Source organism: Meiothermus sp. (assembly GCF_025056915.1).
Taxonomy (GTDB): Bacteria; Deinococcota; Deinococci; order Deinococcales; family Thermaceae; genus Meiothermus.
Genome location: NZ_JANWVH010000001.1, coordinates 109,843 through 136,009, shown reverse-complemented (window position 1 = coordinate 136,009; position 26,167 = coordinate 109,843). Strand labels below are relative to the sequence as shown.

22 protein-coding genes are annotated in these 26,167 nt (G+C 63.2%); 14 read left to right on the top strand and 8 right to left on the bottom strand.

All coding sequences use genetic code 11. The annotated features are described in order from the left end of the window. Nucleotides 1–287: helix-turn-helix domain-containing protein (locus NZN28_RS00605; protein ID WP_295394556.1), on the bottom strand; the 287-nt coding region annotated here is incomplete at its 3' end. A 101-nt stretch (nt 288–388) separates the two neighbouring features. After that, the gene (locus tag NZN28_RS00600; protein WP_295394553.1) at nt 389–1,048 is read right to left on the bottom strand and encodes a GntR family transcriptional regulator; all 660 of its coding nucleotides are present in this window, start codon (nt 1,046–1,048) and stop codon (nt 389–391) included. 155 nt (nt 1,049–1,203) lie between these two features. Between NZN28_RS00600 and NZN28_RS00595 the strand changes: the two genes are divergently transcribed. The 5 genes from NZN28_RS00595 (at nt 1,204) to NZN28_RS00575 (ending at nt 6,979) form a co-directional block, all read left to right on the top strand. Beyond that, entirely contained in the window at nt 1,204–2,163 is a 960-nt protein-coding gene (locus tag NZN28_RS00595; RefSeq protein WP_295394549.1) for a tripartite tricarboxylate transporter substrate binding protein, read from the top strand. A gap of 10 nt (nt 2,164–2,173) precedes the next feature. Then, complete coding sequence (locus NZN28_RS00590) at nt 2,174–2,593, top strand: tripartite tricarboxylate transporter TctB family protein (protein ID WP_295394547.1); 420 nt, start codon at nt 2,174–2,176, stop codon at nt 2,591–2,593. Beyond that, nucleotides 2,590–4,071, top strand: a complete 1,482-nt coding sequence (locus NZN28_RS00585; protein ID WP_295394544.1) for a tripartite tricarboxylate transporter permease — start codon at nt 2,590–2,592, stop codon at nt 4,069–4,071. The genes NZN28_RS00590 and NZN28_RS00585 overlap by 4 nt, the downstream gene beginning before the upstream one ends. A gap of 84 nt (nt 4,072–4,155) precedes the next feature. Then, nucleotides 4,156–5,118 (top strand): alcohol dehydrogenase catalytic domain-containing protein, encoded by a 963-nt coding sequence (locus NZN28_RS00580; RefSeq protein ID WP_295394543.1) that lies wholly within the window; start codon nt 4,156–4,158, stop codon nt 5,116–5,118. Between the two features lie 46 nt (nt 5,119–5,164). Next, nucleotides 5,165–6,979: a bifunctional sugar phosphate isomerase/epimerase/4-hydroxyphenylpyruvate dioxygenase family protein gene (locus NZN28_RS00575; protein WP_295394540.1), complete on the top strand. Its 1,815-nt coding sequence runs from the start codon at nt 5,165–5,167 to the stop codon at nt 6,977–6,979. 246 nt (nt 6,980–7,225) lie between these two features. On the opposite strand, the gene NZN28_RS00570 is transcribed toward NZN28_RS00575, so the two are convergent. Beyond that, nucleotides 7,226–8,710 (bottom strand): leucyl aminopeptidase, encoded by a 1,485-nt coding sequence (locus tag NZN28_RS00570; RefSeq protein WP_295394537.1) that lies wholly within the window; start codon nt 8,708–8,710, stop codon nt 7,226–7,228. 189 nt (nt 8,711–8,899) lie between these two features. Between NZN28_RS00570 and NZN28_RS00565 the strand changes: the two genes are divergently transcribed. The 4 genes from NZN28_RS00565 to murJ all read left to right on the top strand — a co-directional run bounded on the left by NZN28_RS00565 (nt 8,900) and on the right by murJ (nt 15,936). Further along, a complete protein-coding gene (locus tag NZN28_RS00565; RefSeq protein WP_295394535.1) occupies nt 8,900–9,838 on the top strand; it encodes a DUF1385 domain-containing protein in 939 nt (312 codons plus the stop codon). Between the two features lie 587 nt (nt 9,839–10,425). Next, a complete protein-coding gene (locus tag NZN28_RS00560) occupies nt 10,426–11,562 on the top strand; it encodes an exonuclease SbcCD subunit D (RefSeq protein ID WP_295394533.1) in 1,137 nt (378 codons plus the stop codon). A gap of 33 nt (nt 11,563–11,595) precedes the next feature. Next, nucleotides 11,596–14,313 (top strand): SMC family ATPase, encoded by a 2,718-nt coding sequence (locus NZN28_RS00555; RefSeq protein WP_295394531.1) that lies wholly within the window; start codon nt 11,596–11,598, stop codon nt 14,311–14,313. Between the two features lie 120 nt (nt 14,314–14,433). Next, entirely contained in the window at nt 14,434–15,936 is a 1,503-nt protein-coding gene (gene murJ, locus NZN28_RS00550; RefSeq protein WP_295394529.1) for a murein biosynthesis integral membrane protein MurJ, read from the top strand. Between the two features lie 361 nt (nt 15,937–16,297). On the opposite strand, the gene NZN28_RS00545 is transcribed toward murJ, so the two are convergent. Together NZN28_RS00545 and NZN28_RS00540 are read right to left on the bottom strand one after the other, a co-directional pair. Further along, a complete protein-coding gene (locus tag NZN28_RS00545) occupies nt 16,298–17,020 on the bottom strand; it encodes a helix-turn-helix transcriptional regulator (protein WP_295394527.1) in 723 nt (240 codons plus the stop codon). Between the two features lie 238 nt (nt 17,021–17,258). Next, entirely contained in the window at nt 17,259–18,992 is a 1,734-nt protein-coding gene (locus tag NZN28_RS00540) for an NAD-dependent malic enzyme (RefSeq protein ID WP_295394524.1), read from the bottom strand. 167 nt (nt 18,993–19,159) lie between these two features. Here NZN28_RS00540 and NZN28_RS00535 point away from each other — a divergent pair, with 167 nt between their 5' ends. Continuing rightward, on the top strand, nt 19,160–20,149 hold the full coding sequence (locus NZN28_RS00535) for a malate dehydrogenase (RefSeq protein ID WP_295394521.1): 990 nt from the start codon (nt 19,160–19,162) through the stop codon (nt 20,147–20,149). 440 nt (nt 20,150–20,589) lie between these two features. Here the strand turns inward: NZN28_RS00535 and NZN28_RS00530 are convergent, their stop codons facing one another. Together NZN28_RS00530 and NZN28_RS00525 are read right to left on the bottom strand one after the other, a co-directional pair. Continuing rightward, on the bottom strand, nt 20,590–21,105 hold the full coding sequence (locus NZN28_RS00530) for a phosphoribosyltransferase (protein WP_295394519.1): 516 nt from the start codon (nt 21,103–21,105) through the stop codon (nt 20,590–20,592). Nucleotides 21,106–21,167: 62 nt separating this feature from the next. Further along, on the bottom strand, nt 21,168–22,394 hold the full coding sequence (locus NZN28_RS00525; protein ID WP_295394516.1) for an aspartate kinase: 1,227 nt from the start codon (nt 22,392–22,394) through the stop codon (nt 21,168–21,170). 124 nt (nt 22,395–22,518) lie between these two features. On the opposite strand from NZN28_RS00525, the gene NZN28_RS00520 reads away from it, so the two are divergent. The 4 genes from NZN28_RS00520 (at nt 22,519) to ruvA (ending at nt 25,145) form a co-directional block, all read left to right on the top strand. Beyond that, complete coding sequence (locus NZN28_RS00520) at nt 22,519–22,851, top strand: cupin domain-containing protein (protein WP_295394514.1); 333 nt, start codon at nt 22,519–22,521, stop codon at nt 22,849–22,851. Nucleotides 22,852–22,996: 145 nt separating this feature from the next. Continuing rightward, nucleotides 22,997–23,767 carry an enoyl-CoA hydratase-related protein gene (locus NZN28_RS00515; RefSeq protein ID WP_295394512.1) on the top strand — a complete coding sequence of 257 codons (771 nt, stop codon included), beginning with the start codon at nt 22,997–22,999 and terminating at the stop codon, nt 23,765–23,767. 16 nt (nt 23,768–23,783) lie between these two features. Continuing rightward, the gene (locus NZN28_RS00510; RefSeq protein ID WP_295394511.1) at nt 23,784–24,554 is read left to right on the top strand and encodes an enoyl-CoA hydratase-related protein; all 771 of its coding nucleotides are present in this window, start codon (nt 23,784–23,786) and stop codon (nt 24,552–24,554) included. A gap of 9 nt (nt 24,555–24,563) precedes the next feature. Beyond that, nucleotides 24,564–25,145: a Holliday junction branch migration protein RuvA gene (gene ruvA / locus NZN28_RS00505; protein WP_295394509.1), complete on the top strand. Its 582-nt coding sequence runs from the start codon at nt 24,564–24,566 to the stop codon at nt 25,143–25,145. A 227-nt stretch (nt 25,146–25,372) separates the two neighbouring features. Here ruvA and NZN28_RS00500 read toward each other — a convergent pair whose 3' ends face one another. Next, a complete protein-coding gene (locus NZN28_RS00500; protein ID WP_295394507.1) occupies nt 25,373–26,152 on the bottom strand; it encodes an HAD family hydrolase in 780 nt (259 codons plus the stop codon). Nucleotides 26,153–26,167 lie beyond the last annotated feature (15 nt).

Here is a 26,167-nt window from a genome sequence, read left to right as displayed (position 1 = left end):
GGGGTGGAGGAAAGGTAGGCGTGGCCCAGGCTCAGGATTTTGGGGGTCAGCCAGAACTGCTTGCCGTCGGTGGCCACGTAGCCTAAGGTGCTCAGCGTGAGGAGCGAGCGCCGGGCGGTGGCCCGGCTGAGGCCGGTGAGGCGGGCCACCTCGCTGATGGTGAGCCGCTCGCGGGCCTCGTCAAAGCAGCGAATCACGGCGAGCCCCCGGGCTAAGGCTTCCACGAAAAAATCTTCCTGGCCGCCTTGAGACAGGTCTGCCTCGAGGGTTGAGGCGGTGGCGTTCATGGTGCGGGGATTATATCACGCCTTGTTCGCTTTGTGAACATCGTGCGCTTAGCGAACATCCGCACCCAGCCCAGGCCCCCGTCCTCGGCCCAAAGGCCAGCCTATGAACCAATAAGCAGCGACTTAATCCGCACAATGTGCTGGCTGATCAGGGCCACCGCCTCGGCCTGCCGGCCCTCGGCAATGAGGCGGCAGAGGGCCTGGTGCTCGGCAAAGCTCTGCTCGCGCCGGTCGGGGTGCTTCTGGAAGATGCGCATGGCGATGCGGTAGAGCATCTCCTGCTGACGCTCCAGGGCCTGCAAGATGGGACGGTTGCCCAGCAGGGTAGCCAGAAAACGGTGAAAGGCCATATCGGAACGCACCAGGGCCTGGCGGGTGCTCTCAGGGTTGTGTACCACCTGGGCCTGCTCGGCAAGCCGGGCATTGAGCGCCTCCACCCGCTCCGGGCTGGGGGCTGCGGCCAGGCTTTTGACCACAAAGGTTTCCAGGGCCAGGCGGAAGTCAATGTAGTCCAGGATTTCCTCGAAGCTGAGGGCCAGAACCACGATGCCCTGCTGAGGAGACACCCGCACATAGCCTTCGTGCTCGAGCCGGGCAATGGCCAGGCGCACCGGGGTCTTGCTCATACCCAGCTTCTCGGCCAGGCTGCGCTCAGAGAGGAAGCTGTTGGCCGGAACCTCCTCGTCCAGGATGAGCTGTTTGATGCGCCAGTAGGCCTGCTCGCGCAGGGGAAGGGTGTCCAGTTCAGGGTGCAGGGTCATGAATAGGCCTCAGGGAGAGTCTAACTCAAATCTTACTGAGATGCCAGTTGCATTTTTTTGATACCTCGGTTATAGTGGCCGCACTTCGGTGAAAAACAACCAACCCTGCGCTCCGACGCAGGATTATTGCCGAAGGCTTTTAGAGGGAGGAACGCATGAACCGCTGGTGGAAGTTTGCGTTGGTGTTTGCTCTGGCTTTGGGCAGTCTGGGGTTGGCTCAGCGCTACCCGGTGCGCCCGGTCACCGTTGTTGTGCCCTGGTCGGCGGGCGGCTCCACCGACCTCACCGCCCGGGCACTGGCCCCCATTCTGGAGAAGAACCTGGGGGTTCCCTTCCAGGTGGTCAACCGCACCGGTGGGGGCGGCGCAGTGGGGCACGGAGCCATCGCCCAGGGAAGGCCCGACGGCTACACCGTTGGCATCATCACCCTGGAGGTGATTCTGCCCCCCTGGGTGGCCCAGACCAAGATTGACGCCGAGCAGTTCACCCCCATCTCGCTTCTGGTACTGAACCCGGTGGCCATCACGGTCCGCAAGGATGCCCCCTGGCGCACCGTACAGGAGCTGATTGCCGACATCAAGCAAAACCCCGGCAAGTACAAAGCCTCCGGCACCGCCAAGTGGGGCTCCTACGACTTCGCCCGGCTCGGCTTCCTCAAGACCATCGGGGCCAAGGAAAACGCCCTGCCCTGGGTGCCCTCGCAGGGCGCGGCTGCCGCCCTCCAGGAGCTGATTGCCGGGGGGGTGAACGTGGCCTTTACCGCCATCGGCGAGGCCAGCGCGCTGGTCAGGTCGGGCGAGGCCCGCTTCCTGGCTTTCATGACCGATAAGCGCTTCCCCAGCTTCCCCGAGGTGCCCACCCTGAAAGAGCTGGGGGTGGACTGGACCTTTGCCTCGTTCCTGATGGCCGCTGCGCCCAAGTACACCCTGCCCTCGGTGGTGGATGTGCTGGACAAAGCCTTCGCCAAGGCGGTGCAGGATCCCGAGTTCGTGCGCTTCATGAACAACGCCAACCTGGTCATTAACCACCTCGACCGCAAGACCAGCCTGGCCTTCCTGCAGGAGCGCACCCGGGCCATGCAGCAGATCGTGCAGGAGCTCGAGCTCAAGTTCTGAGGGGTTTGGGGTGCCCGCAGAACGGTTTTGGGAACGGGCAGTGGCCCTCGTGGCCCTGGCCCTGGGCATGCTGGCCCTCTATCTGAGTCGAAGCCTGCCGCAGATGGAAGGGGGCTACCCGGGCCCGGCCCTTTTCCCAAGCATCCTGGGCGTGGTGTTGGTGGCGAGCGGGCTGGGGCTTTTGTGGCAGGAGCGGGGCAGCAAGGGTGGGCTCGAAGGGGGGGAGGGCCGGGTGCTGCTGGTGATTTTGGGCCTGGCCCTGGCCCCCTGGCTTTTGGGGCAGATTAAGCTGGCCCCAACCGCCGGCCTGTACGCCCTGGCGGGGGCCCTTTTGCTGGGGGTGCGTCCGGCGGGGGCCCTGCTTACGGGCGGGGCAGTGGCCCTTCTGGTCTATCTGGTCTTCCAGCGCTTTCTGGGGGTGCAGGGGTGAGCTTTCTAAGCCCGGAAGCCCTGCTGGCCCTGCTGCTGGGCTCGCTGTACGGGGCCATCTTTGGGGCCATCCCCGGCCTCACCGCAACCCTGGCCATCAGCCTGGCCATTCCGGTTTTGCTCTTCCTGGGGCCCCAGGTGGCCCTGGCGGCCCTGATCGGCATCACCGCGACGGCCATCTTTGCCGGGGACATCGGCTCGGTGCTGGTGCGCATGCCCGGCACCCCGGCCTCGGCGGCCTACACCGAGGAACTGCACGAGGTGGCCCAGAAACGTTCCCCGGCCTTTGCCCTGGGCCTCTCGGCCTTTCCTTCGGCCATTGGGAGCCTGATTGGCCTGGGGTTTTTAGTGGTGGGCTCGCTGGGCCTGGTGGCGCTGGCCCGGCAGTTTTCCTCCTTCGAGTACTTCTGGCTGGTGCTTTTGGGTATTTTGAGCGGCATCCTGGCGGTGCCCAGGGTGCTCAAGGGGGCCATTGCCTTTGGCCTGGGCATGCTTCTGGCCACCATCGGCTACGACCCCGCCCTGGGCAACCCCCGCTTCACCTTCGGCCAGCCGAGCCTGCTGGGGGGCCTCGACTTCATCGTTGCCCTGATTGCTTTTTTCGGGGTGAGCGAGGTGCTCCACCACCTGCTGTATGGGAGCCGCCAACCCAGCCCCAGCGCAGCCAGCCTAAAGCTGGCCTCGGTCTTCCGGGATTATTTCCTCGAGGCCAACCGCTTCTGCTGGAAGGAGCGCTACTCCCTGCTGCGTTCCTCGCTGCTGGGCACATTTGTGGGCTTTCTGCCGGGGGCCGGTTCGGATATTGCGGCCTGGGTCTCGAGCAACCTGCGCCGCATGCGCCAGGGCCGCCCGGAGCAGGTGGCCCTGGACGGCACCACCGCCAACAACGCCGCGGTGGCCGGGGCCTGGATTCCGGCCATGGCCCTGGGGCTTCCGGGCGACACCCTGACCGCCATTTTGCTGGGGATGTTTCTGGCCCTGGGCATCACCCCCGGCCCCGAGCTTTTCAACAAACACGGAAGCCTGGTCGTCCAGATCTACCTGGCCTTCTTCCTGGTAAGTGCCATTCTGATGCCGCTGGGCGGCTACCTGAGCGCCCTGGTGGTGAACACCCTGCTCAAGATTCCCATGCGGGTGCTGATGGGCGCGGTGCTGGGGCTGTGTGTGGTGGGGGCCTACGCGGTCAACAACAACCCCTTCGACCTCCTTCTGCTGGCGGTTTTGGGCGGGCTGGGCTTCATGCTGCGGCAGGGCGGCTTTCCTCTGGGACTGGTGGTGCTGGGAATGGTGCTGGGGCCGCTGCTCGAGCAGCACTTCATGGTGAGCATGATCAAGACCCACTGGAACCTGCTGAGCTTCTTCGAGCGGCCCCTGGCCCTGGTGCTGGCCTTCCTGAACGTGGCGATGGTGGTGGCGGTGCTGGGTCTGCGGCGGGGCTGGTGGGCCTGGCTGCGCCTGCCAGCCGAGGAGCGGGCTTAGGGATGATTGGGCCCTGCGGGAACAAAGCCCGAACACCCCGAGCAATTCCTCGACCTGCTCTCGCGGGGCCCTGAAGGAGAACGGATGCAAGCAGTGGTGCTGGAGGATTTCGAGCGGCTCTCGTTGCAAGAGCTTCCCCCCCCTGCGGAGGGCGGGGTGCTCTTGCGGGTGGAGGCCTGTGGGGTTTGCGGAAGCGATTTGAGCGTGTACAAGGGCAGTCCGGCCATGCGGGCCCGCTGGCGGCCACCTTTGGTGTTGGGGCACGAGATTGCGGCGACCGTGCTGGAAGGCCCGCCGGATTGGGTGGGGCGCAAGGTGGCGGTCAATCCGCTGGTGGCCTGTGGGCGCTGCGATTCCTGCCGGCGGGGGCTTTCCAACCTCTGCCCGGAACGCACCAACGTGGGCTTTCACTACCGGGGGGGTTTTGCCCAGCAGATTCGGCTGCCTGTGGAGCAGCTTTATCCCCTGCCCGAGGGCCTCTCTCCCTGGAAAGGCGCCCTGTGTGAGCCGCTGGCGGTGGCCCTGCGGGCGGTGGAGCTGGCCGGTGCGGCGCTGGGGCGGCGGGTGCTGGTGCTGGGCGGAGGGGCCATTGGCACCCTGGCGGCCTGGCTGCTGCACCGGGCCGGGGCTCGAGTAGAGGTGGCCGAGCGCAACCCTTTGCGGCGGGCGTGGCTGGAGGGGCTGGAGTTTATCGCCAGGGTGGTCGAGGCCCCGCAAGCGGGGTACGAGGGGGTGCTGGACTGCGTTGGGAGCGAGAAGACCGTGGCCCTTTCGGTGGATTTGGTCCAGCCGGGGGGAAAGGTGGTGCTGGTGGGCCTCGAGGCCACCCTGGCCCCCCTGCCCTTGCAGCGGGTGGTCTTGCAGGAGATCGGGCTCAAAGGGGCCTACGTCTTCACCCACGACGACTTCACCCGCGCGGTGGAGCTGGTACCCCAGCTGCCCGAAGGCCTGGCGGTGGTGCGCCCGTTCAGCGCCTACCGCGAGACCTTTGCCGAGCTTATAGACGGTCGGCTGGCCCAGCCCAAAGCGGTCTTGGTGTGGGGCTGAGAGGCAGGCACAGCAACCCCCTCACGCAAAATCTGAGAGAAAGGACATGTACCGAACCTCCATTGCGACCGTTTCGCTCAGCGGAGATCTGAAAAGCAAGCTCCGCGCCATCGCCCAGGCCGGTTTCGAGGGGGTGGAGCTATTCGAGCAGGACCTGCTTACCTTCGAGGGCCTGCCCAGCGAGGTAGGGGCGTTCATCCGCGAGCTGGGGCTCAGGTTGGTTGCGCTCCAGCCCTTCCGGGACTTCGAGGGCCTGCCCGAGCCCGAGCGCAGTCGGGCCTTCGAGCGAGCCGAGCGCAAGTTCGACCTGATGGAGGCTTTGGGCACCGACCTGTTGCTGGTCTGCTCCAACGTCTCGCCCAAGGCACTGCCCGGCCTTGATCGGGCCGCAGAGGACCTGTATGAGCTGGGCGAACGCGCACGGCAAAGGGGTATGCGGGTGGGCTTTGAGGCGCTGGCCTGGGGTAAACATATCCAGGACTACCGCGATGCCTGGGAGGTGGTACGGCGTGCGAACCACCCGGCTGTGGGCACCATTCTGGATAGTTTCCATATTCTGGCCCAGGGCCTTCCCCTGTCGGCGATTCCACGCATTCCTCCAGAAAAGATTTTTCTGGTGCAGGTCGCCGACGCGCCCCGACTCGAGATGGGTTTGCTACCCTGGAGCCGGCATTTTCGCAGCCTGCCCGGACAGGGCCAGCTTCCCCTCACAGCGTTCATGCAGGCCCTTGGCGAGGCCCGCTACGAGGGATTCATCTCGCTCGAGGTCTTCAACGACCAGTTTCGCGCAGCACCACCCCATGAGGTGGCCCAGGACGCCCACCGCTCGCTCATTTACCTGCACGAGCTGGCTCATCCCGAAAACCTGCCCCCGGTACCCCAAAGCCTGGGGGTGGGCTTTGTGGAGTTTGCCGTAAACGAGGGCGAAGCGGCTCAACTGGAAGACCTGCTGGCCCGGCTGGGCTTTGTCTGCACGCACCATCACCCCAATCGTCAGATTCACCTCTGGCAGCAAGGCCAGATTCGGTTCGTGGTGAACTCCGACCCGGAGGGCTTCGCGCACAACTATCAACTGCTGCACGGGGCTACGGTTTGCGCCCTCGGCCTCGAGGTGAGCAGCCTGCCCCAGACCCTGGAGCGGGCCCAGGCCTACCGCTTGCCCGTGCTCGAGCCCTCCGACTGGCCGCTGCCGGCACTCGAGGGGCTCGAGGGGAGCCTTTTGTACCTGATGGAGCCGGGAAATACCTGGCTGGAGGGCTTAACACCTGTTGCCTCAGCGCCCACCCATCCCCTTCTTGGCCGAATCGATCACATTGCCCAGGTCATGCCTCCGGCCAAACTGCTCACCTGGCGGCTCTTCTACCGCAGCGTGCTGGGGCTGGAGGCCAGCGACCTGACCGAAATCCCCGACCCCAAGGGCCTCATCGAGAGCCAGGCCATGCAAAACCCGGAGCGAACTTTACGTTTGGTGCTGAACGCCTCACAACATACCGAGACCCTCGCCTCGCGTTTTCTGAACGCCTACTACGGCGGTGGGGTGCAACACATTGCGCTGGAAACGCAGGACATCTTTGCTACGCTGGCTGCGTTCAAACAGGCCGGGGTCGAGATGCTGCCCATCCCTCAGACCTACTACCTCGACCTCGAGGCCCGCTACGGCCTCGAGGAAGAACTGTTGCGGGCCTTGAAGCAGTACAGCATTCTCTACGAGCAAACCGAGCAAGGCGAGTTTTTTCAGGCCTACACCAAAACCTTCGCCGATCTATTTTTCTTCGAGGTGGTGCAAAGGCGCAATTACGACGGCTTCGGGGCCTCCAATGCTTCAGCACGCATTGCAGCACAGCTTCAACAAAGAGCCTAGAAGCCTCCTCAAAACCAGCGCAGGTGAGTGGGTATGGGAACAGAGTGCCTAAAGCCGGGGCCGTACCCGCAGCGCACCGCGATTGAACCGGCAACTTTCAAGGATGCACGGCGGGTGTGGGTCGTCGGAGGCATCCACCACCGGTCTTCTACCCCCCAAACCCCTGCTTTTCCGCTCCTGACAGTTGGGAAAGTTTAAGCCCCGATAGCAGAAGCAGGGACAGCCCTTGCTGCAAGGGGGCGGGCGCTAGACCCCCAGAAGCTCGACCAGCGTCCGAACCCCAAAGCCGGTGCCCCCCGCCGGGCCGAGGGCATGGCTTTTTTCGGTGTAGGCCGGGCCGGCAATGTCGAGGTGAACCAGCGGTTTTTCGGTAAACTCGCCCAGGAACAGCGCGGCGGTGATGGCCCCACCGGCGCGGCTGCGCCCATGGGTGTTTTTCAGGTCGGCGGTGGTGGACTTGAGGGCCTCGAGGTACTCCTCCTCCATGGGCAAGGGCCAGACTTTCTCGCCGGCTCGCTCGGCTGCCTCCTGCACCTCGCGACCCCAGCGGGCATCGTTCGCAAAGAGTCCGGCCACCTTCTCGCCCAGAGCAACCACGCAGGCCCCGGTCAGGGTGGATAGCTCCACAATGGCCTCGGCCCCCTGCCGGTCGGCGTAGGTGATGGCATCGGCCAGGGTCAGGCGTCCCTCCGCATCGGTATTCAGGATTTCGATGGTTTTGCCCGACAGGCTGGTGAGCACATCCGAGACCCGGTAGGCCGTGCCCGAAATCATATTCTCGGCGGCGGCTATGTAGGCGCGCACCTCTACCTGAGGCTGTAGCCGGGCAACGGCCCGCATGGCCCCCAACACCGCCGCCGCCCCGGCCATATCGGACTTCATGGTGATCTGGCTCTCGGAAGGCTTGAGCGAGTAGCCGCCGGTATCGAACGTTAGCCCTTTACCCACCAGGGCAATCACGCGCGAGGCGGGCGTCTGGGGTTTGTAGGTCAGCTGGATAAAACGCGGCGGGTTGGCCGAACCCTGGGCCACCCCGTAAAAAGCCCCCATTCCGGCCTGCTGAATTTGACGCTCGTCCCAGATCTCCACGCCCAGCCCAAGCTCCTGGGCCATCTCGGCGGCTCGTCGGGCCAGCTCTGCCGGGGTCAGGATGTTGGGCGGCTCGTTGACCAGGTCGCGGGCATAGTTGACGGCCTCGGCCACCATCTCCGCCCGATCCACGGCGGGCCCCGAGGCGCGGGCCAGCCAGAGTCGCAGTTTTTCGCCGCGCTTGCTGGTGGGGCTACTGGTCTTGTATTTGTTCCAGGAATAGCTCCCCAGCAAAGCCCCTTCGGCCAGGGCGTAGCTGGCCTCCTGCTTGCCAAATTTTTCCGCGAGGAAGGTTTCGGTCACGGCTTCCTTGAAGCCCAGGCGGGCAATTTCCTGCACCAGCCGGGCACCGGCCCGACGCACGGTTTCCAGACTGACCCCGCGTTTTTTGCCCAGGCCAAACAGCAATGCGAAACCGGGGCCTTCCTCCTCGGAGCGCCGGGTAGCCAGTGGAATGAGCAGGGTCTCGCCGAACTCCCCTTTGAAATGGAGCTCATGCATGGTGTGGGTGAGGGCTTTGCGGTGCTTGCCGTCTAGTTTTTGCCCTTCCTCACTCAACTCACCCCCCCACACCCCCACCACTGCCAGAGGTGCGGGAATCTCGTCTATGAAACGCCGTGCAGACTTGAGTGTCAGTTCCATGATGAGCGAACTATATCATAATGGCGGGGATAAACTGACCGTTGAGTCAGTCGTGGATTGGGTTTGGTAGAAGACCCCCTCGAGCCCATACACCACGGTGAAGCCATACCAACGCCTCGAGCCCGGTTTTGCGGCAAGTTCTCATGTGCCTCTGTGTTGCGGTCGCAACAATCGGCTAAGATGAACCGGATGAAGGCGCTGATGCTGGGCGTACCACTTATTCGCAAACTGGGGTTTTTTCTGAGTCAGGCGGCGTTGGGGGGCAGTGCAGCCCTCGAGGGCGTCATGATGAAGGCCGCCGATGCCTGGGCGCTGGCCGTCCGGTTGCCGAACGGCCAGATTCATGTGGAGCGGCACGAGGAGGTCGCCCTGACCAAAAAATACCCCTGGGCCCGGCTGCCCCTGATCCGGGGGGTGGTGGCTTTGTGGGATGCCCTGAGCATCTCCTACAAATCGCTCTCGCGGAGCGGCGAGCTGGCCGGCGAAGAGGACGAGAAGATTTCCGGGGCGGCCATGTACGGCACCCTGGCCGTCTCGCTGGTGATTGGGCTGGCGCTCTTTGTCTGGCTACCGGCCCGGCTGGCGGGCCTGCTGGTTGACGAGGAGCGGTTCCGTTTTTTGTTTTACGTGCTGGCGGGTTTGTTCGAGACCGCCATCCTGATTGGCTACCTGATTTTCATTGGCCGCATGAAGGACATGCAACGCTTCTTTATGTACCACGGGGCCGAGCACAAGGCCATCGCGGCCCACGAGAAGGGCCTCGAGCTGACCATTGAAAACGTGCGGGCCCAGCCCGCCTACCACCCCCGCTGCGGCACCAGCTTCATCGCTTTTACCGCGGTGGTGGGGGTGTTTGTGTACAGCTTTTTCCCGCCCCTTACGGTGGCCTGGTACTGGATTATCCCGCGCTTGCTGATGATTCCGGTGGTTGCCGCCCTCTCGTTTGAGGTGCTGCGCTACTCGGCAGCCCACCACGACCCCATCTCCCGCCTGTTCCGCTGGATTGGCTTCAAGTTCCAGATGCTCACCGTGCGCGAGCCCACCGACGACATGATTGAGGTGGCGATTGCCAGCACCAAGGCCGCCCTGGCCGAAACACCAGCCGAAAAGCCGATGGCGGTGGCCTGAAGCCGCGCAAAGCGGCGTAGCCAAAAGCCCAAGATTTCAGTCAAAAATCGCCTGTCAAATCCAGCGGGCAACCGGATACCCGACCGCCCCACGTTCCCACGTGCGCACGGAAGCAGATTATCGCACGTCTGGTACCACCGTTGCTCGAGTACGGCGCAGACCGGAGACAAAACAATGGGGTCTGAGAGTTGCCATTACACAGCCGTAAAGATACGCATACACGCGCACAGACTCCAAAGAGTGATAGCCCTCAAGCCTGCGGAGAGTTGGGGAGGGACAGAGCGAGTCCAGGCGTTGACGGGCTTGATTTGCTCACCGTGCAGTGTGGTCGTATGGGCTTTTATGCGACACAGTAGTAGGTGGTGCCAAAGACCCACTACCTACGGCTAACCACGTGTGTCCTTGAAAGTTGGCATGATTTTTTAGCGCAGAGTGACCTGACTTTTTGCCCCTTGCGCCGTTGCCGGAGTCGTTCACAGCAGCTCATGCGGACCCAGGGAGCGCCCTGGTGAGCGGAGTGTCCGCCAAGCCTCCAACCGGCCCGGCAAGAAATACCCAAAACAGGCGGGGAAAAGTATAATCGGCCCATGCGCATTCTGCATACAGCAGACTGGCACCTGGGCAAGGTGCTTAAAGGGCGCGACCGAACCCCGGAGATACAAGAGGCCCTGCAGGCCTTGCTGGGTTTAGTCCGCTCGGAGCGGATAGATTTGGTTCTGGTCGCAGGTGACCTTTTTGACCGAAGTGTGGTCTCCACCGAGGCCGAGGCCGCGGCCTTCGAGTTTTTTGTGGGTTTGCGGGAGCGCAACGTTCCGGCTCTGGTCATCGCGGGCAACCACGACAGCCGCGAGCGCCTCGAGGCCCTGGCTCCTTTGCTCTCCCTGACCGGGGCCACGGTGCGCGGCCACCTGCGGTTTGTGGAGGAGGGTGGGGTGGCCTCCTATCGCGGGGCCAGGGTGGCCCTGCTTCCTTTCCTCTCGGAACGCCGCCTGATCAAGGCGCATCATCTTTTGAGCGGCAACACCGCAGAGTGGAAAGGCATCTATGCCGAGGGCATGCGCCAGGTGATTGCCCATCTGGCGCAGGGCTGCGATGCCGAAATTAACCTGTTCATGGGCCACCTGACCGTAGAAGGCGCCCGGCTGGGCGGGGGCGAGTTCACCTTCTACACCACCAACAGCTATGCGGTGCCCAAGGCGCACTTTCCCCTCCACCTGAGCTACGTGGCCCTGGGGCACCTGCACCGCCAGCAGCAGGTGAGCGAGGCCCCCCAGGCCTGGTATGCGGGCTCGCTCATCCAGCTCGACTTCGGCGAAAACGAGAATGCCGACCGGGGTTCGCTCATTGTGGAGGTCGAGCCGGGGCAACCCCCCAGGGTACACAAGGTAGACGAGCGCTGGGGCAAACCCCTCAAGACCTTCCGGGTCAGCCGGGACTCGCTCGACCGGCGCTGGAACGAAATCCGGGACTTCGCAGGCTACAGCAAGGTGGTGATTGAAGGCCAGGGCAACCCGGCCCTGCGCGAACGCCTGTTCAAGGAGCTACCGGATTTGCTCGAGGTCGAGTTTCACAGCGAAGCCGAAGAGGCCAGCCAGGCCAGCGTAGCGGTGGAAAACCTGGACTGGCTCGAGGCCTACGCCCAGTACCGCCAGGAGGCCAGCCCCGAGCTGCTGGCGGCTTTCCGGCAGGTCTACGAAGAGGTTCACGCAACCGGCGACCACTAATCCTCAAAAGCCTCCTTTCTACCCGACCTTCCTATGAGACCCCTCAAACTGCGCCTCGAAGGCTTTGGCGCCTACGCCGAGCCACAAGAAATCAGCTTCGACGATGTGGAGCTCTTCGCCATCACCGGCCAGACAGGTTCGGGCAAGAGCACCCTGCTCGACGCCATGACCTACGCCCTCTACAAAGCCACTCCGCGCATCGGTTCCACCGGCCTGGGGGATTTGAAGCACCCCCAGGCCGACTCAGCCAGGGTGGAGCTTACCTTTCGGGTGGGGGAGCAGACCTGGCGGGTGGTGCGGGTGGTGGGCAAGGAGAACCAGAACCGCCTCGAGGCTTGCACACAGAGCGGCTGGAAAACCCACCCCGCCTCCGAAAAGGTTCGGGAGCTCGACGCCAAGCTGGCCGAAATCCTGGGCATGGACTACGAGACCTTTACCCGGGCCATCCTGCTGCCGCAGGGCCAGTTCGACCTGTTTTTGCGCGGCTCGCCCAGGGAGCGCCGCGAGACCCTGATCAAGCTATACGGCCTGGAATCGCTCAAGGCCATGCGGGAGCGGGTAGCGGCCCGGCTCAAAACCCTGGGCGAGGAACGGGCCCGCCTGCAAGGCGAACTCGATGCGCTGGCAGAGGCCGAGGAGGAGCGGGTTTCGGCCATCCGGCAGGAAATCGAGGGCCTCGAGCGCAGCGAGCGCGACCTGGGTAGCCAGCTTCAGAGTGCCGAACAAACCCTGCGTACCCTGGAGGAACGCCAGAAGCTGTTTGCCGAACTCGAGGCCCTGCGCCGCCGTCACACCACCTGGCAAAGCGACCAGGCGCGTATGACCGAAATTGCCAACAAACTCCTGCGGGCCGAAAAGGCCGAGCGCATCTGGCCGCAGTTAGAAGCTCTCCAGGCCGCCCAGAACCAACTTCGACAAAAGGAGAACGCCCTAAGGCGCGACCAGTCGGCCCTGGAGGCGCTCGAGGCCGAGCTCCAGCGCTTTCGCGCCGAGCACCGCCCCGAAGAGTTGGCGACGCTCGAGCAAAAGCAACACCAGATTCCGCTGCTCAAGGCCAAGGAAGCCAGCCTGAAGCGTTATGGCGGCAGCTTACGTCTCTACCACGAACGCCCACTCCCCTTTGAGGAAGAACGCCTGGAGGCCCTGCGCGATGCCGAACGCTTATTTGGCGAGCTGGAGAAAGCCCGTACCAAAGCAGCGCGAGCCAGGGAGCGCCTGCAAAATGGCATCCAGGAGCTGCAAAAGGAACAGGCTTCCATCGAGGCATTGCAGGCGGAAATCCAGACCCTTAAGGAAACCGGCCAGAAGGACAAAGCCAGGCTGGAGGAAGCCAAACAGACCCTCGAGCGTGAAAAGCTGCACCAGGGGGTTGCTCAGTACCATGCCCATCTCCAGGTGGGCGAGCCCTGCCCGCTTTGCGGGCACCCGGTAAAGACCCTACCCCCTCCCAAAGCGCAGGCCAACCTGCAGGCTCTTCAAGCCCAGGTCGAGCGGCTGGAGGCCACACTGACCGAACTGCGGGCCGAGTTCAAGGCCAAGCAAAGGCGCCTTGAGGATCTGCAGCAACGCCTGCCCAGACTGCAAGAACAGCTACAATCGCTCCAAAATGAATCACAAGAAGCCGACACCGAACTTGCCGACTTGCAGGCCCAGGCAGCCGGTCTGGGTACGCTCGAGCAGGTCAAAGAGGAGCGCACGCAGCGCCTGGCAAAGCTAGCCGAAGAAATTCGTGCCATCACGGATAATCGCGAGGTTGCGGTTTATGTGGAGGCACTTCGGCAAGCACTCGAGTCCGCTCGCGGCCTTGCCCAGAAGGTGGCCGAAATGGAAAGCCAGCAAAGCGACCTAAAGGGTAAGGTCTCGAGTCAAGCGGAAATTGTGCAGGTTTTGCAGGCCAACCTAAACGGGCAGGAACGGAGCGTGCAGGCTCTGCTGGAAGAGGCAGGATTCGCGGGGCCGGAGGCGGTGCAAAAGGCCCGTCTGAGCCCCCCTGAAATGGAGGCGCTGCGAAAAAAGCTCAAGGATCACGAGCACGAAGGGGTTGAAATTGACAGGGCCTTGCGCGCACTCGAGCAAGCCCTGAGTGGTCAGGCGCCGGTTACGCCTGCCCAGGTATCGGAACATAAAAACCACGTGGCCGGACTCAAAGCCTCGCTGGCCGAGACCAGAGAGCGGCTGGGCGGCAAGAAGTCCGATCTGGAGCGGCTACAAGACCAGCTGGCCCGAAAACGCCAGGCTCAGAAGGCAAAAGCCGAGCTGGATAAACAAACCGACCTCTGGGAACAACTAGCCCAGGACCTCAAAGGCGACCGCTTCCAGGACTTCTTGCTCGAGCGCTACCAGTCCGGTCTGCTCCGCCGGGCCTCGGAGCTGATTCAGTCGCTCTCGCAAAACCGCTACAGCCTGCGCCTCGAGGAGGGCGAGTACCGGGTGCTCGACCGCTGGACTGAGGCCCTGCGCCCGGTGCGAACCCTCTCGGGCGGCGAGAGCTTTATGGCCAGCCTCTCGCTGGCCCTCTCGCTCTCCGAGCATCTCTCGCGGGGCCGCATTGGGGCGCTTTTCCTGGATGAAGGCTTCGGAACTCTGGATGCCGAGACCCTCGAGCAGGTGGCCGGGGTGCTGGAGGCCCTGCCCACCCAGGGCCGCTTGGTGGGCGTGGTGACCCACGTCGAGGCCCTGGCCGAACGCCTGCCCGCACGCTTGTTGGTGGAAAAGTCGCCGGCGGGCAGCCGGGTGCGCTGGAAGGATTGAAAGGCAATCGCTTAGTTGCAAGGCTTAGGTGACGGGGTATCCTTTTTCTGGCCGGCTTTCGGCCTTAGGCTTCACAGCAGTTCGCTTTGAGCATTCGGTTGGCTGAACCCCACCCTCATCATGTCCCGCATCGTCCGCAACACATTCCTGGTCATGGCCGGCACCCTGTCCAGCCGCCTGCTGGGCCAGGTACGCCAGACCATTCTGACCAACCTTCCCCTGCCCGATACGCTCAAGGACGCCTTCTGGGTGGCCTACCGCATTCCCAACCTGCTGCGCGAGCTGCTGGCCGAGGGGGCCATCCAAAACGCGCTGATCCCGGTGCTCACCAGCCTGCCCGCCGAGGAAGCCCAGCGCTTCGCCCGCCGCTTCGGGGCCTTTTTGCTGGGAGTCAATCTGGTCATCCTGGGCCTGGGCCTGGTGTTTGCGCCCCAGATTGCCAGCGCCCTGCTCTGGCTCTCCGAACTTTCGCTGACCAAAGCCAGCCCCCTGCGCGACCCGGCGGTCTTCGAGCAACTGGTGCTCTTGATTCGCCTGGTCATGCCTTTTTTGCTCTCCATCTCGATGGCCTCGCTCTTTTCCTCCATGCTCCAGTCGGGCGAGCGCTTTGGCCTGACCAGTTTCAGCCCCACCGCCTTCAATCTGGGTTCCATTGGGCTGATGCTGCTCTTTCCCGACAGTGTGGTGGCCCTGGGCCTCTCGGTCACGCTGGGGGGCGCTTTGCAAGCCCTGGTGCAGCTGCCCGCGCTAAAGGGGTATGGCCTCGAGTTCAGGTGGCACCCGGCCTTTCGCAGAGCCCTCGCGCGCATCGGGCCCTTTGCCTTCACCACCTCGGTGCGACAGTTTTTGAACCTGGTTCTTTTGAGCATTCTGGCCGCCTACCCCCCGGCGGCGGTCACCGGCTTTCAGAACGGCGAACTCATCTTTACCACCGCGCTGGGCCTGCTGGCGGTTTCACCGGCCATGGCCGCCTTTCCCCGGCTCTCTGCGCTGGCCGGCAACGGCAACCTCGAGGCCGCCCGCGAGCTGCTTCGTCGCATGATGGCCCGGCTGGCGGTGCCCCTGGCCTTTGTGGCCGCCCTGATGGTGGCGCTGGCCCCCTGGATGGTGGGGGCCCTCTACGCCTTTACGGCCAACTTCTCCGAGGCCAACCGGGCCTTCACCACCCAGACCGTGATGGCCCTGGGCCTGGCCCTGCTACCCTGGGGTTTGAATCAGCTGATGCTGCGGGGCTTCTACGCAGTGGGGCAGGTGGGCCAGGCGGTCAGCGTAACGGTGATGGTGGCGCTGCTGAACACCTTTGGCTACTGGCTGCTGCGCGAACAGGGGCTGTTTGTGCTGAACCTGGCCACAGCCATTGCAGGCTGGCTGGGCCTGACGGTGTATGCCCGGCGCTTGCAAGCCTTTCAGATGGCCACCCTCGCCGAGGTCGGATGGATGGTGGGAAAGGCTTTGCTGGCCGCCGCACCCGCCGGTGGGGTGGCCTACGCAGTGGCCGTGCAGTTTGGCATTCCGGCCCTTTTCTGGCAGAACCTGTGGCCCCTCACGCTGGGCGGTCTGGCAGGTCTGGCCGTATTTGTGGCCCTGGCCTATGCGCTCAGGCTACCCCTGAAGCTGCGCTAGGCCCGGTCATGCCCGCTTTGGGCGCGCAAGCAACGTTCAGGACAAGTTGACAGTGGGTGGTCGGGGGTTGGGGTGGGTCTCCAGCACCCGCCCTACCGCGATGTTTGTTGGTGCAAGCCTAAACCACACTGATTTTCGGCCAGGTGGGTTGGCTGGCCTGGCCCTCCACGCAACCAGCAGATTGAGCACTTTGCCTGATACCCTCCCCAACTCGTCGTAGGCTCGAGGGCTATCACACTTTGGAATCTGTGAGCGTGGGTGGGTATCTTTACGACCTTGCAGTTACGTTGCCAGCCCCCGTACGTACGAAATGCTTGAGCAAAGTGGGTGTAGCTTTCGGCCTTCGGCTCTGCGCTGTCGGCTACCCTGCTGTGGTTTTCGCTTTCTTTTGCGGCTCGCTTTTTTCTGGCGTCAGTTCGCGCAAAAGGGCCAGGCGCAGGCGGGCAATTTCGGACTCGAGCCGGTTTTGCTGGATGTCGAGTTCGTCGCGCAGGCGGATAATCTCCTCGACTCCGGCCAGGTTCACGCCCAACTCCTGGGTCAGGCGGCGAATCTCCCTCAGCTTTTCCACGTCGCGCTCGGAGTAAAGGCGGGTCTTGCCGGAGGTGCGGCTGGGGGCGACCAGGCCCTCCCGCTCGTACAGGCGCAGGGTCTGGGGGTGCATACCGACCAGCTCGGCAGCCACCGAGATTATGTAGACCGGGCGCTCCTTCTCGCTGATGGTCTTTTTGCTCTCGCCGGGGGCGGGCAGGGCAGGGGGTGTTTTGAGGGCCTCGAGTTTTTCGCCCAGCTCTGCCTTGAGGCGTTCGGCTTCCTCCCGAAAGCGCTGCTCGAGCGACCAAAGCTCGTCGCGCAGCTTCATGATCTCCTCCACCCCGGCCAGGTTGACCCCGAGTTCCTGGGTCAGTCGGCGAATTTCCCGCAGTTTCTCGACATCCCGTTCGGAATACAAGCGGGTCTTGCCCCCCGAGCGCTTGGGCCGGATGAGGCCTTTGCGTTCGTACAGGCGCAGGGTCTGGGGGTGCATATCCACCAGTTCGGCCGCAACCGAAATGATGTACACAGGGCGGTCTTTTTTATCCATATACAAAATGGGCTAAATGCCCTTGACATTCACAGTATACGAAAATCTATGCGGATGACCGCCGGCGTTCAAACGATTGCTGTACAGCACGAACAGGAAAACCCTCCATGGGGGGACAGGCCCTATTCATCTTCCGCGAAAGAGGGCGCCCGGTCGGAGTGTTGCCGGGGCTCTGACCTGGGTTGGGCAACAAGAAGAGCCGGGGTGGTGAAGGGAGGAAAGGCAGTTCCGCAATGGGCTATTCGTCGTTCCTGGCCAGCTTGTACGGCAGATACCTGGGCTGCCAGAACCGCTCGGCCACATAGGCCTGAATGGCCTCCATGTTCAACCCCGCCAGTCGCTCCTCGCGGGCCAGGCCTTCTCGAATGGCCTGGCGAATCACCCTCGAGGCCACGTACTGGCTCACCTCGCGCAACTCCGAGGTCGGCGGATATACCCGGTCGGGGTGGTGTTTGCTGGTGTAGTCGTAGAGGGCATAGGCCGCTTCCAGCACCATCGCATCCGAGACTACCCGCGCCTTGGAGAGCACCGTGCCAAAACCCAGGCCCGGAAATACAAAGGCATTGTTGCCCTGCCCGATGGGATAGGTCTGGCCATTCAACTCCACCGGCGCGAAAGGGCTGCCTGCCGCCACCAGGGCCCTGCCCTGGGTCCAGCGCAGGATGTCTTCCGGAATGGCTTCCGACGAACTGGTGGGGTTGGACAGCGGAAAGATGATGGGCCGCTCGGTGTGGGCCTGCACCGCCTGCACGATGGGAGCGGTAAACGAACCCGGCTGCCCCGACAGGCCCAACAAAACGGTGGCCCCCACATTTACGATGGTTTCGTACAGGTTGGGGGCCTCACCGGTAAACTGCCAATCCTGAACCAGGGCCGGGTCCTTGGCAAATTTTTTCTTGTAGTCTTCCATGCTGCGGTTGCTGAGCAGCAGACCCTTGGAGTCGAGTACAAAAAGACGCTCCAGGGCCTCCTGCTCACCGAGGCCCTCCCGCATCAAGCCATCCAGAATGGCCTGGGCAACCCCTACCCCCCCCGCCCCGGCCCCATAGACCACGATGCGTTGGTCGGAGAGGTTCTGGCCCTTAATCCGGCAAGCCGACAAGACCCCGGCCAGGGTCACCGCGCCGGTGCCCTGGATGTCGTCGTTGAAGGAAGGGAGCACCTTGCGGTAGCGCTCGAGCACCGTAAAAGCGGTATCCTTGCCGAAGTCCTCCCACTGTATGACCGCGTTGGGGTAGCGCTTGCGGAAGGCTTCCACAAAACGGTCCATAAAGGCGTAGTATTCTTCCCCGGAAAGCCGCCGATGGCGCACCCCCAGATAGAGGGGGTCGTTGATCAGGTCGGCCCGGTTGGTGCCCACGTCCAGCTCGACGGGCAGGGCTTTGTCCGGGCCCAGCCCACCGGCGGCGGTGTAAATAGCCAGCTTGCCGATGGAGATGGCCATACCGCCAAAGCCCTGGTCGCCGATGCCCAGGATGGCCGAGGAGTCGGTGGCCACGGCCAGGCGCACGTCGTTGAGGGGCACGTTGGCCAGGGCTTCGTCAATTTCGTGGATGTTGTCCGTAGAGGCCGTAAAACCCCTGGGAAAACGGTAGATGTGGGAGAACTGCTTGACCGCCTCCCCCACCGTGGGGGTGTAGAGGATGGGCAGCATCTCGCTCATGTGATCGACAAAGAGGGCAAAAAAGAGCACCTCGTTGCGGTCTTGCAGGTTGCGCAGAAAGATGTGCTTTTCCAGATCGTTCTCAATCAGGCGGTAGCGCCGGTAGTTGCGTTGCTTTTGCTCCTCGAGGGTGGTCACATGCGGGGGGAGGAGGCCCTCGAGCTTCAGGGCTTTGCGCTCCTCGTGGGTAAATGCGGTTCCCTTGTTCAAAAGAGGGAGCCCCAACAGCAATGAACCCTGGACGAATGGCTCCAGATAGCGCTTGCCTCGCTCATCTCGCTTGACATCGTAATAGCGGCTGACCGTCATATGCGTCATGCTACGTCAGTCAAGCGCCGGGGGTCTAGGGTGGCGCGGCCCTGGCCCATGCCCTGGTGTAACTACCCCCGACCTTTGTCCTTCGACATTCGGCTTCCGGCACGTTATCATCGTGAACGGTAGAAAAGGGCTGAAGCCCAACGAAAGGAGTCTCGAGGATGAAATCCCCTGTGCGCGTGGCGGTTACCGGTGCAGCCGGTCAGATTGGCTATAGCCTGCTGTTTCGTATTGCTTCCGGTGAAATGCTGGGCAAGGACCAGCCGGTCATCCTGCAACTGCTGGAAATCACCCCGGCCCTCAAGGCCCTGAATGGGGTCATCATGGAGCTCGAGGACTGCGCCTTCCCCACCCTGGCCGGCATTGTGCCCACCGACGACCCCAACGTGGCCTTCGGCGATGCCGACTATGCCCTGCTGGTGGGGGCCATGCCGCGCAAGCAGGGCATGGAACGCTCCGACCTGCTCCAGGCCAACGGGGCCATCTTCACTGCCCAGGGCCGGGCCCTGTCCGATAACGCCCGCAAACACGTCAAGGTACTGGTAGTGGGCAATCCCGCCAACACCAACGCCCTGATTACCTACAAAAACGCCCCCAACCTCTCCCCTCGCCAGATTCACGCCATGACCCGCCTCGACCACAACCGGGCCATCTCCCAGCTGGCCGCCCGCCTCAAGGTGCCCGTTACCGAAATTAAAAAAATGACCATCTGGGGCAACCACTCCGTCACCCAGTACCCCGACCTTTTCCACTGCGAAGTCGGGGGCAAAAGCGCTTATGAGCTGGTCGGCGACCACGACTGGTACGCCAACACCTACATTCCCAAAGTGGCCAAGCGGGGGGCTGAAATCATCGAGGCCCGCGGCGCTTCCTCGGCGGCCTCGGCGGCCAGCGCGGCCATTGACCACATGCGCGACTGGGCGCTGGGCACCCCCGAGGGCGACTGGGTTAGCATGGCCATCCCCTCCGACGGCTCCTACGGCATTCCCGAAGGGCTGGTGTACAGCTACCCCTGCGTCTGTAAAAACGGCGACTTCCAGATTGTGCAGGGCCTGGACATCAACGAGTTCAGCCGGAGCAAGATGGACGCAACCGCCAAGGAGTTGGCCGAGGAGCGGGATGCGGTGTTGCAACTGGGGCTGATTAAGTAGGGCTAATGACCCAAGCAATACCAGCTTTGCTACTGAGTCGCATAAAAGCCCGTACAGTCACACCTGCACGGTGTGCGAATAATCCTGGCCTGAACTCGCACGGTTCCTCCCCTACCACGTAGGGGAGGCCAGGTGGGGTTGCTGACCTGGCCCTCCACGCAACCAGCAGCTTGGGGGGCTTGTCCGATACCCTCCCCAACCAGCCCGAAGCGGTCAGGAGGGACTTAAGGTCTACAACTCTTTGGAATCTGTGCGAGGGTATTGGGTATCTATAAGACGATGCATCCGGGCGCACAAGCAACTTTGAAGGAACCACAAGATGGGAGTGGGTAGTAGGGTATGCAAAGTGTTCAAGCAAAGCTGGCATAAACCGGTGAGGGCGCCCGGCGGTGCGCCCTGAACCTTGAGCAGCGTGCATCAAATCTGAACCTGGGCCATCCTCAGGCCCGGCCTGTTCCCTGCCCCGGCGCGGTCCACCCCTGCGCCGGATCCCAGGGATACACAATCCAGGCGTCGGTCTCGGCGGCGTAGTAGTCGGGGGCATCGCCTGGGAACTGGCTTTTGCTGGGTTTGTAGTGCAAAACCGCCACCTGCGGGTGGCCACCGGCCATCTTGATACGCTCCCGCACGGCCACCGCGGTTTTGCCTGAGTCCCAGACATCGTCCACAATCAGGACGCGCTTGCCGTAGAGCAGGTGGTCGGAGGGGAACTGCAAAAAAACCGGGTCTTTGATGGTCTCGCCCACATCGGTGTAAAACATCACCGCTGCGGTCAGAATGTTGCGCTGGTCGGTGGCCTCCGAGACCAAACAGGCCGGAATCATACCGCCCCTAGTGACGGCCAGAATGCAGTCGAAATCGTTGGGGTTGACCTGGCCGAGCAGCCTCGAGACCAGGTTGGTGATGTCGTGCCAGGTCAGATACTGCTTGCCCGAATATGTCTGCGGTTCGCTCATAAGGCTCCTTGCGCTGCGTCCAGCATGGGGTACAAGGAGTCGGGCGTCAAGTCGGGCTCGAGCTAGCCGGCAACGGGCTTGTCCAGCTCAAAAGCGCTGTGGACGGCCCGCAAGGCGGCTTCGGCGGTCTGCAAGGGAATGATGGCCGAGATGCGCACCTCGCTGGTAGCAATCATGTCTATGTTGGCGCCCACGCTCGAGAGCGCCTGGAACATGCGGGCTGGGATGCCCGGGGTCGAGGCCAGGGCCACCCCCACGATGGAAATTTTGCAGATGTCGCGGCGGAGCTGGGCCTCGCCCCCGATTTCAGCCAGCACGGGCTCGAGGGCCTCCAGGGCCTCCTCGGCGAAGTCCTGGTTGACCGTAAAGGCCATCTGGGTGCGGCTGGCTTCGTGGCCGGGCACCCCTTGAATAATCATGTCCACCGCCACCCCTTTGCGGGCCAGGGCCTCAAAGACCTGGGCTGCAATGCCGGGCCGGTCGGGAATGCCGACCAGGCCAATCTGGGCAATTTCATCGTCGAGGGCTACCCCCGTCACAGGGCGATCGAGTTCCATGCCGTCCTCCGTCACAATGGTGCCAGGGTTGTAGGAAAAGCTGCTTCGCACGTGGATTTTTACCCCGTAGCGCTTGCCGTAGTAAACCGAACGCGGGTGCAGCACCCGCGCCCCCAGGGCGGCCATCTCGAGCATCTGGTCGTAGCCGATGCGGTTCAGCTTCTGGGCCTCGGGGATGGCGTGGGGGTCGGTGGTGTAAACCCCTTCGGTGTCGGTGAAAATCTCGCACTCCTGGGCCCCCAGGGCCGCCGCCAGGGCCACCGCCGTGGTGTCGGAGCCGCCCCGCCCCAGCGTGGTGAGTTCGCCTTCGGGGGTGGTGCCCATGAAGCCCGCCACCACCGCCACCTCACCCCGTTCCAGCGATTGCTGGATGAGGGTGGGCTCCACGCGCAAAATGCGGGCATCGCCGTAGCGCCCATCGGTGGTGATGCCAATCTGGTGCTGGGTAAAGCCCCGCGCCGGGATGCCCATGGCGTTGAGTTGCATGGAGAGCAGCGCCACCGACTGCTGCTCGCCGATGGTGGTCAGCATGTCGAGCTCGCGTTGGGGGGGGCGTTTGTTCACCCGCTTGGCCAGGGCAATTAGCTCGTCGGTCATGCGCCCCATGGCCGAGACCACCACCGCGATGCGGTGCCCTTTCTCGAGGTAGTGGTGGATGCGCTGGGCCACTTTGTGGATGCGCTCGAGGTCGCCCACGCTGGTTCCACCGTATTTCTGGACAATCAGCGCCATAACTCGCACAGAATGCTAACATGCCCGCACCCAATCGCCAATACCAGAGCCCATGCCCAATGCAAAACCCACCCGTTGTAGGGAGGCTGGCCCAGGCGATAAGCTTTAGACCGAGGTCAAAAACATGAGCGTCTTTCCCGAGTGGTTCAAGGCCTTCAAGCAGGTGGAAATCTGGCCCGGTATGGATATGGCGGTGCTCTCGGGGCACAAGGGGCAGGCCGGGTTTGCCCAGGTGCAGGAGGAAACCTTTGTGCCCGAGCATGCCCACGAGGGACAGTGGGGCGTGGTACTGGAGGGTGAGGTCGAGTTCATCATCGGGGGGGAGAAAAAGGTCTTCCGCAAAGGCGATTACTACCACATCCCCGCCGGGGTGCCCCACAGCGCCCGACTGGCGGCGGGCACCGCCTTCATTGACGTTTGGGAGAACGAGCGGTTTCCGGCAGAGCGGCTCAAGTAATGCCATTTTTGCCTGACTTTACATGCTGTTTGGCAGTGAGATAAGGAGCAGGGGTTAGAGGCCAACTTTCCACCTCTTGCTTCCACTTCAAAGTCGTGGAAAGTTGGCTATACGCCTAAATTTGGTATAAAACCCGAAGAGCCTTATGTACGAGAACATTCTGGTCGAAACCCACGGGCGGGTGGGGTTGGTGAAGCTCAACCGGCCCAAACAACTCAACGCCCTCAACACCGCAACCCTGCGCGAGCTGGCCCAGGCCGTGGGGGCCTTCGAGCAGGACGAGGCCATCGGCGCTATGGTCATCACCGGCAACGAGCGGGCCTTTGCCGCCGGGGCCGACATTGTCGAGTTTCAGCAGACCAGCCTGAGCGACCTGCTGCGGGGGCTGCGGGCCGACCAGTACGAGGTCCTGCGAAAAGTTCGCAAGCCCCTGGTTGCCGCCGTTTCGGGGTTCGCCTACGGTGGGGGGTGCGAGCTGGCCATGCTCTGCGACCTGATTGTGGCCTCCGATACCGCCCGCTTCGCCCAGCCCGAGATTAACCTGGGCATCATCCCCGGCGGCGGGGGCACCCAGCGCCTCACCCGGCAGGTGGGCAAATACCTGGCCATGGAGGTGATTCTGGCCGGACGGGTGCTCTCGGCCTGGGAAGCCTTGCAGCATGGGCTGGTGAACCGGGTGGTGCCGGTGGAGCTTTACCTCGAGGAGGCCCTCGAGCTCGCCCAGAACATCGCCAGCCGCGCCCCCCTGGCCGCCCGACTGGCCAAGGATGCCATCAGCCGGGCCCAGGATATGAGCCTGGAGCACGGACTGGGCCTCGAGCGCAGCAACTTCCTGATTGCCTTTGGCAGCGAGGACAAGCACGAGGGCACCACGGCCTTTGTGGAGAAGCGAAAACCCCTGTGGAAAGGCAGATAACCCGCACGGAGGCAGTATGAGCGTCTTGCTTACGGAACTTCAAGAAGGCATTCTGACCCTCACCCTGAACCGACCCGAGGCCATCAACGCCCTGACCACCGAGATGCTCAAGGAGCTAAGCAGGGTGCTGGCCAAGGAAGCCCCCCTGCCCGAGGTGCGCGTGGTGGTGCTGCGGGGCGCGGGCCGTGGCTTTTGCTCCGGCCAGGACTTGCGCGAGTTCGAGGGCCAGCAAATTTCCTACAAGGCCCATCTGCGCAACTACCGCTCGGTGGTGGAGGGCCTGGCCAATCTGGAAAAACCTGTGCTGGCGGCCATCCACGGGGCCGCCGCGGGGGCCGGGCTTTCGCTGGCGCTGGCCTGCGACCTGCGGGTGGCCGCCGCCGATGCCGTTCTGACCACCGGCTTCAGCAAGATTGGGCTGATCCCCGATGCAGGCATGAACTACCACCTGCCCCGCCTGCTGGGTTACGCCAAAGCCCTCGAGCTTTCGCTGCTCTCACCCCGCCTGAAGGCCGAGGAAGCCCTGGCCCTGGGCCTGGTGAACCGGGTGGTGGCCAGCGAGACCTTCTCGGAGGAGGTCTCCAAGCTGGCCCAGGAGCTGGCCCAGGGGCCCACCAAGACCTACGGCCTGATCAAGCGGGCCCTGCGGAAGAGCGCCAGCGCCACCCTGGAAGAGATGCTCGAGTACGAGGCTTTGCTGCAAGAGGTGGCGGGCCGCACCGAGGATCACCGGGAAGGCGTGCAGGCCTTCTACGAAAAACGTCCCGCCCGTTTCCAGGGAAAGTAGACTATCGGCGTGGTTCGCTACCTGAAGGGAACGGTACTCAAAAAAAGCCAGAGCAGCGCAGTTTTGCTGGTAGGGGGGGTGGGTCTGGAGGCCGGTTGCCCAGCCTCTACGCTGGCCCAGCTCAGCGAAGGGCAGGAGGCCACCCTGCATACCAAGCTCATCGTTCGTGAGGATGACCTTTCGCTTTTTGGCTTTGCCGACGAACGCAGTCTGGAACTATTTGAGCTATTGCTCTCGGTTTCGGGGGTCGGGCCCAAGGTGGCGCTCAATCTGCTTTCCTCGCAAACCCCGGCCCTGCTAGCCCGCGCCCTGGCCGAGGGCGATTTGCGCTTGCTCACCGCGGCCCAGGGGGTCGGCAAGAAGCTGGCCGAGCGGATTGCCCTGGAGCTACGGGGCAAGGTGCCGGCCCACCTGATGGGCGAAGGGGGGGCCCTCGTCCGCACCACCCACACCCAGGAGGCCGAACTGGCCCTGGTCACGCTGGGTTTCCGCGAAAGCCAGGTCAGGAGCGTGGTGACCGAGATTGCCCAGAAAAACCCCGAGGCCAGCACCCAGGAACTCATCAAACTGGCCCTGAAGGCGCTGCGTTAGAAATAGCGCTCCCGCATCTGGCTCAGGAAGTCCCTGCTCCATTCAATCCCCGAAGCAGGACCCAGCGTGGCCCCCGCACCACAGGATGGGCAGAGTGCAGTTTGTTCATCGTCCACCCACGCTTCGATTTCGCTGAGAAATACACAGCCGGCAAAAACAGCCACACGGTTCACTTTGCAGAATTTCCGTGCGGTGGCAGATAGAATGCCGATGGGCTTCAACGCAGGTCACAACGTCGCCAGCCAGGGCAGCATCTCCAGCAGGTTGGCGACCTCGAGGTCGGCTTTGTAGCGGGGGTCTTTGGGCTTGAAGCCGCGCTCGACCCAGACCGATTTCATCCCCACGCCCGCCGCCCCGGCCACATCCCGCTCGGGGTTGTCGCCCACCATTACACAATCCGAAGGCTCCACATCGAGTTCCTTGCAGATGTGCTCGAAGATGCCGCGCTGGGGTTTGCCGATGTCGAGTTCGCCCGAGACCACGATGGCTTGAAAGCGATCTTGCAGGCCAAAGCCCTCGAGCTTCTCCCGCTGCAAGTCGGGCACGCCATTGGTCACAATGCCGAGTTTGTACCTCGAGAGCGCCTTGAGGAGGGAATCAATCTCGGGATAGCGCGGGTACAACCGCCGCTCGCCCAGATAGCGGTGGGCCAGCGCTTCGCATAGCGCATCGTCGTGGATTCCCTGTTCTTCCAAAGACTCGCGCCAGACCGCTATGCGAAAGTCCGGGGCCCAGTCGTGCAGGGTTTTCAGCGCAGGATGGGTCTGTACCTCGTAGCGAGCCCAGAGCCCCTCCCCTGCGCTGTGGCCGATGCGCTGGGTGTAGTCGTAAACCGGAGACGACTTCCACAGGCGCACCGCCGTGGCCTCGGCCCTCTGAATCAGGCGTGAAATATCCAGGCTGTACCAGGAGGCCGCATAAAAGGCGCAGCTTTGCAGGGCGTGCAAGGAGACGGGATGATCGAGGATGAGGGTCTCGTCGAGGTCGAACAAAACGGCCTGAATCACGCCCTAATCTTACAA

Excerpts from the sequence above, each read along its gene's own strand:
- NZN28_RS00600 (WP_295394553.1), bottom strand. The coding sequence starts at position 1,048 with ATGACCCTGCACCCTGAACTGGACACCCTTCCCCTGCGCGAGCAGGCC.
- NZN28_RS00595 (WP_295394549.1), top strand. The coding sequence starts at position 1,204 with ATGAACCGCTGGTGGAAGTTTGCGTTGGTGTTTGCTCTGGCTTTGGGC.
- NZN28_RS00580 (WP_295394543.1), top strand. The coding sequence starts at position 4,156 with ATGCAAGCAGTGGTGCTGGAGGATTTCGAGCGGCTCTCGTTGCAAGAG.
- NZN28_RS00575 (WP_295394540.1), top strand. The coding sequence starts at position 5,165 with ATGTACCGAACCTCCATTGCGACCGTTTCGCTCAGCGGAGATCTGAAA.
- NZN28_RS00570 (WP_295394537.1), bottom strand. The coding sequence starts at position 8,710 with ATGGAACTGACACTCAAGTCTGCACGGCGTTTCATAGACGAGATTCCC.
- NZN28_RS00565 (WP_295394535.1), top strand. The coding sequence starts at position 8,900 with ATGAAGGCGCTGATGCTGGGCGTACCACTTATTCGCAAACTGGGGTTT.
- NZN28_RS00560 (WP_295394533.1), top strand. The coding sequence starts at position 10,426 with ATGCGCATTCTGCATACAGCAGACTGGCACCTGGGCAAGGTGCTTAAA.
- NZN28_RS00555 (WP_295394531.1), top strand. The coding sequence starts at position 11,596 with ATGAGACCCCTCAAACTGCGCCTCGAAGGCTTTGGCGCCTACGCCGAG.
- murJ (WP_295394529.1), top strand. The coding sequence starts at position 14,434 with ATGTCCCGCATCGTCCGCAACACATTCCTGGTCATGGCCGGCACCCTG.
- NZN28_RS00545 (WP_295394527.1), bottom strand. The coding sequence starts at position 17,020 with ATGGATAAAAAAGACCGCCCTGTGTACATCATTTCGGTTGCGGCCGAA.
- NZN28_RS00540 (WP_295394524.1), bottom strand. The coding sequence starts at position 18,992 with ATGACGGTCAGCCGCTATTACGATGTCAAGCGAGATGAGCGAGGCAAG.
- NZN28_RS00535 (WP_295394521.1), top strand. The coding sequence starts at position 19,160 with ATGAAATCCCCTGTGCGCGTGGCGGTTACCGGTGCAGCCGGTCAGATT.
- NZN28_RS00530 (WP_295394519.1), bottom strand. The coding sequence starts at position 21,105 with ATGAGCGAACCGCAGACATATTCGGGCAAGCAGTATCTGACCTGGCAC.
- NZN28_RS00525 (WP_295394516.1), bottom strand. The coding sequence starts at position 22,394 with ATGGCGCTGATTGTCCAGAAATACGGTGGAACCAGCGTGGGCGACCTC.
- NZN28_RS00520 (WP_295394514.1), top strand. The coding sequence starts at position 22,519 with ATGAGCGTCTTTCCCGAGTGGTTCAAGGCCTTCAAGCAGGTGGAAATC.
- NZN28_RS00515 (WP_295394512.1), top strand. The coding sequence starts at position 22,997 with ATGTACGAGAACATTCTGGTCGAAACCCACGGGCGGGTGGGGTTGGTG.
- NZN28_RS00510 (WP_295394511.1), top strand. The coding sequence starts at position 23,784 with ATGAGCGTCTTGCTTACGGAACTTCAAGAAGGCATTCTGACCCTCACC.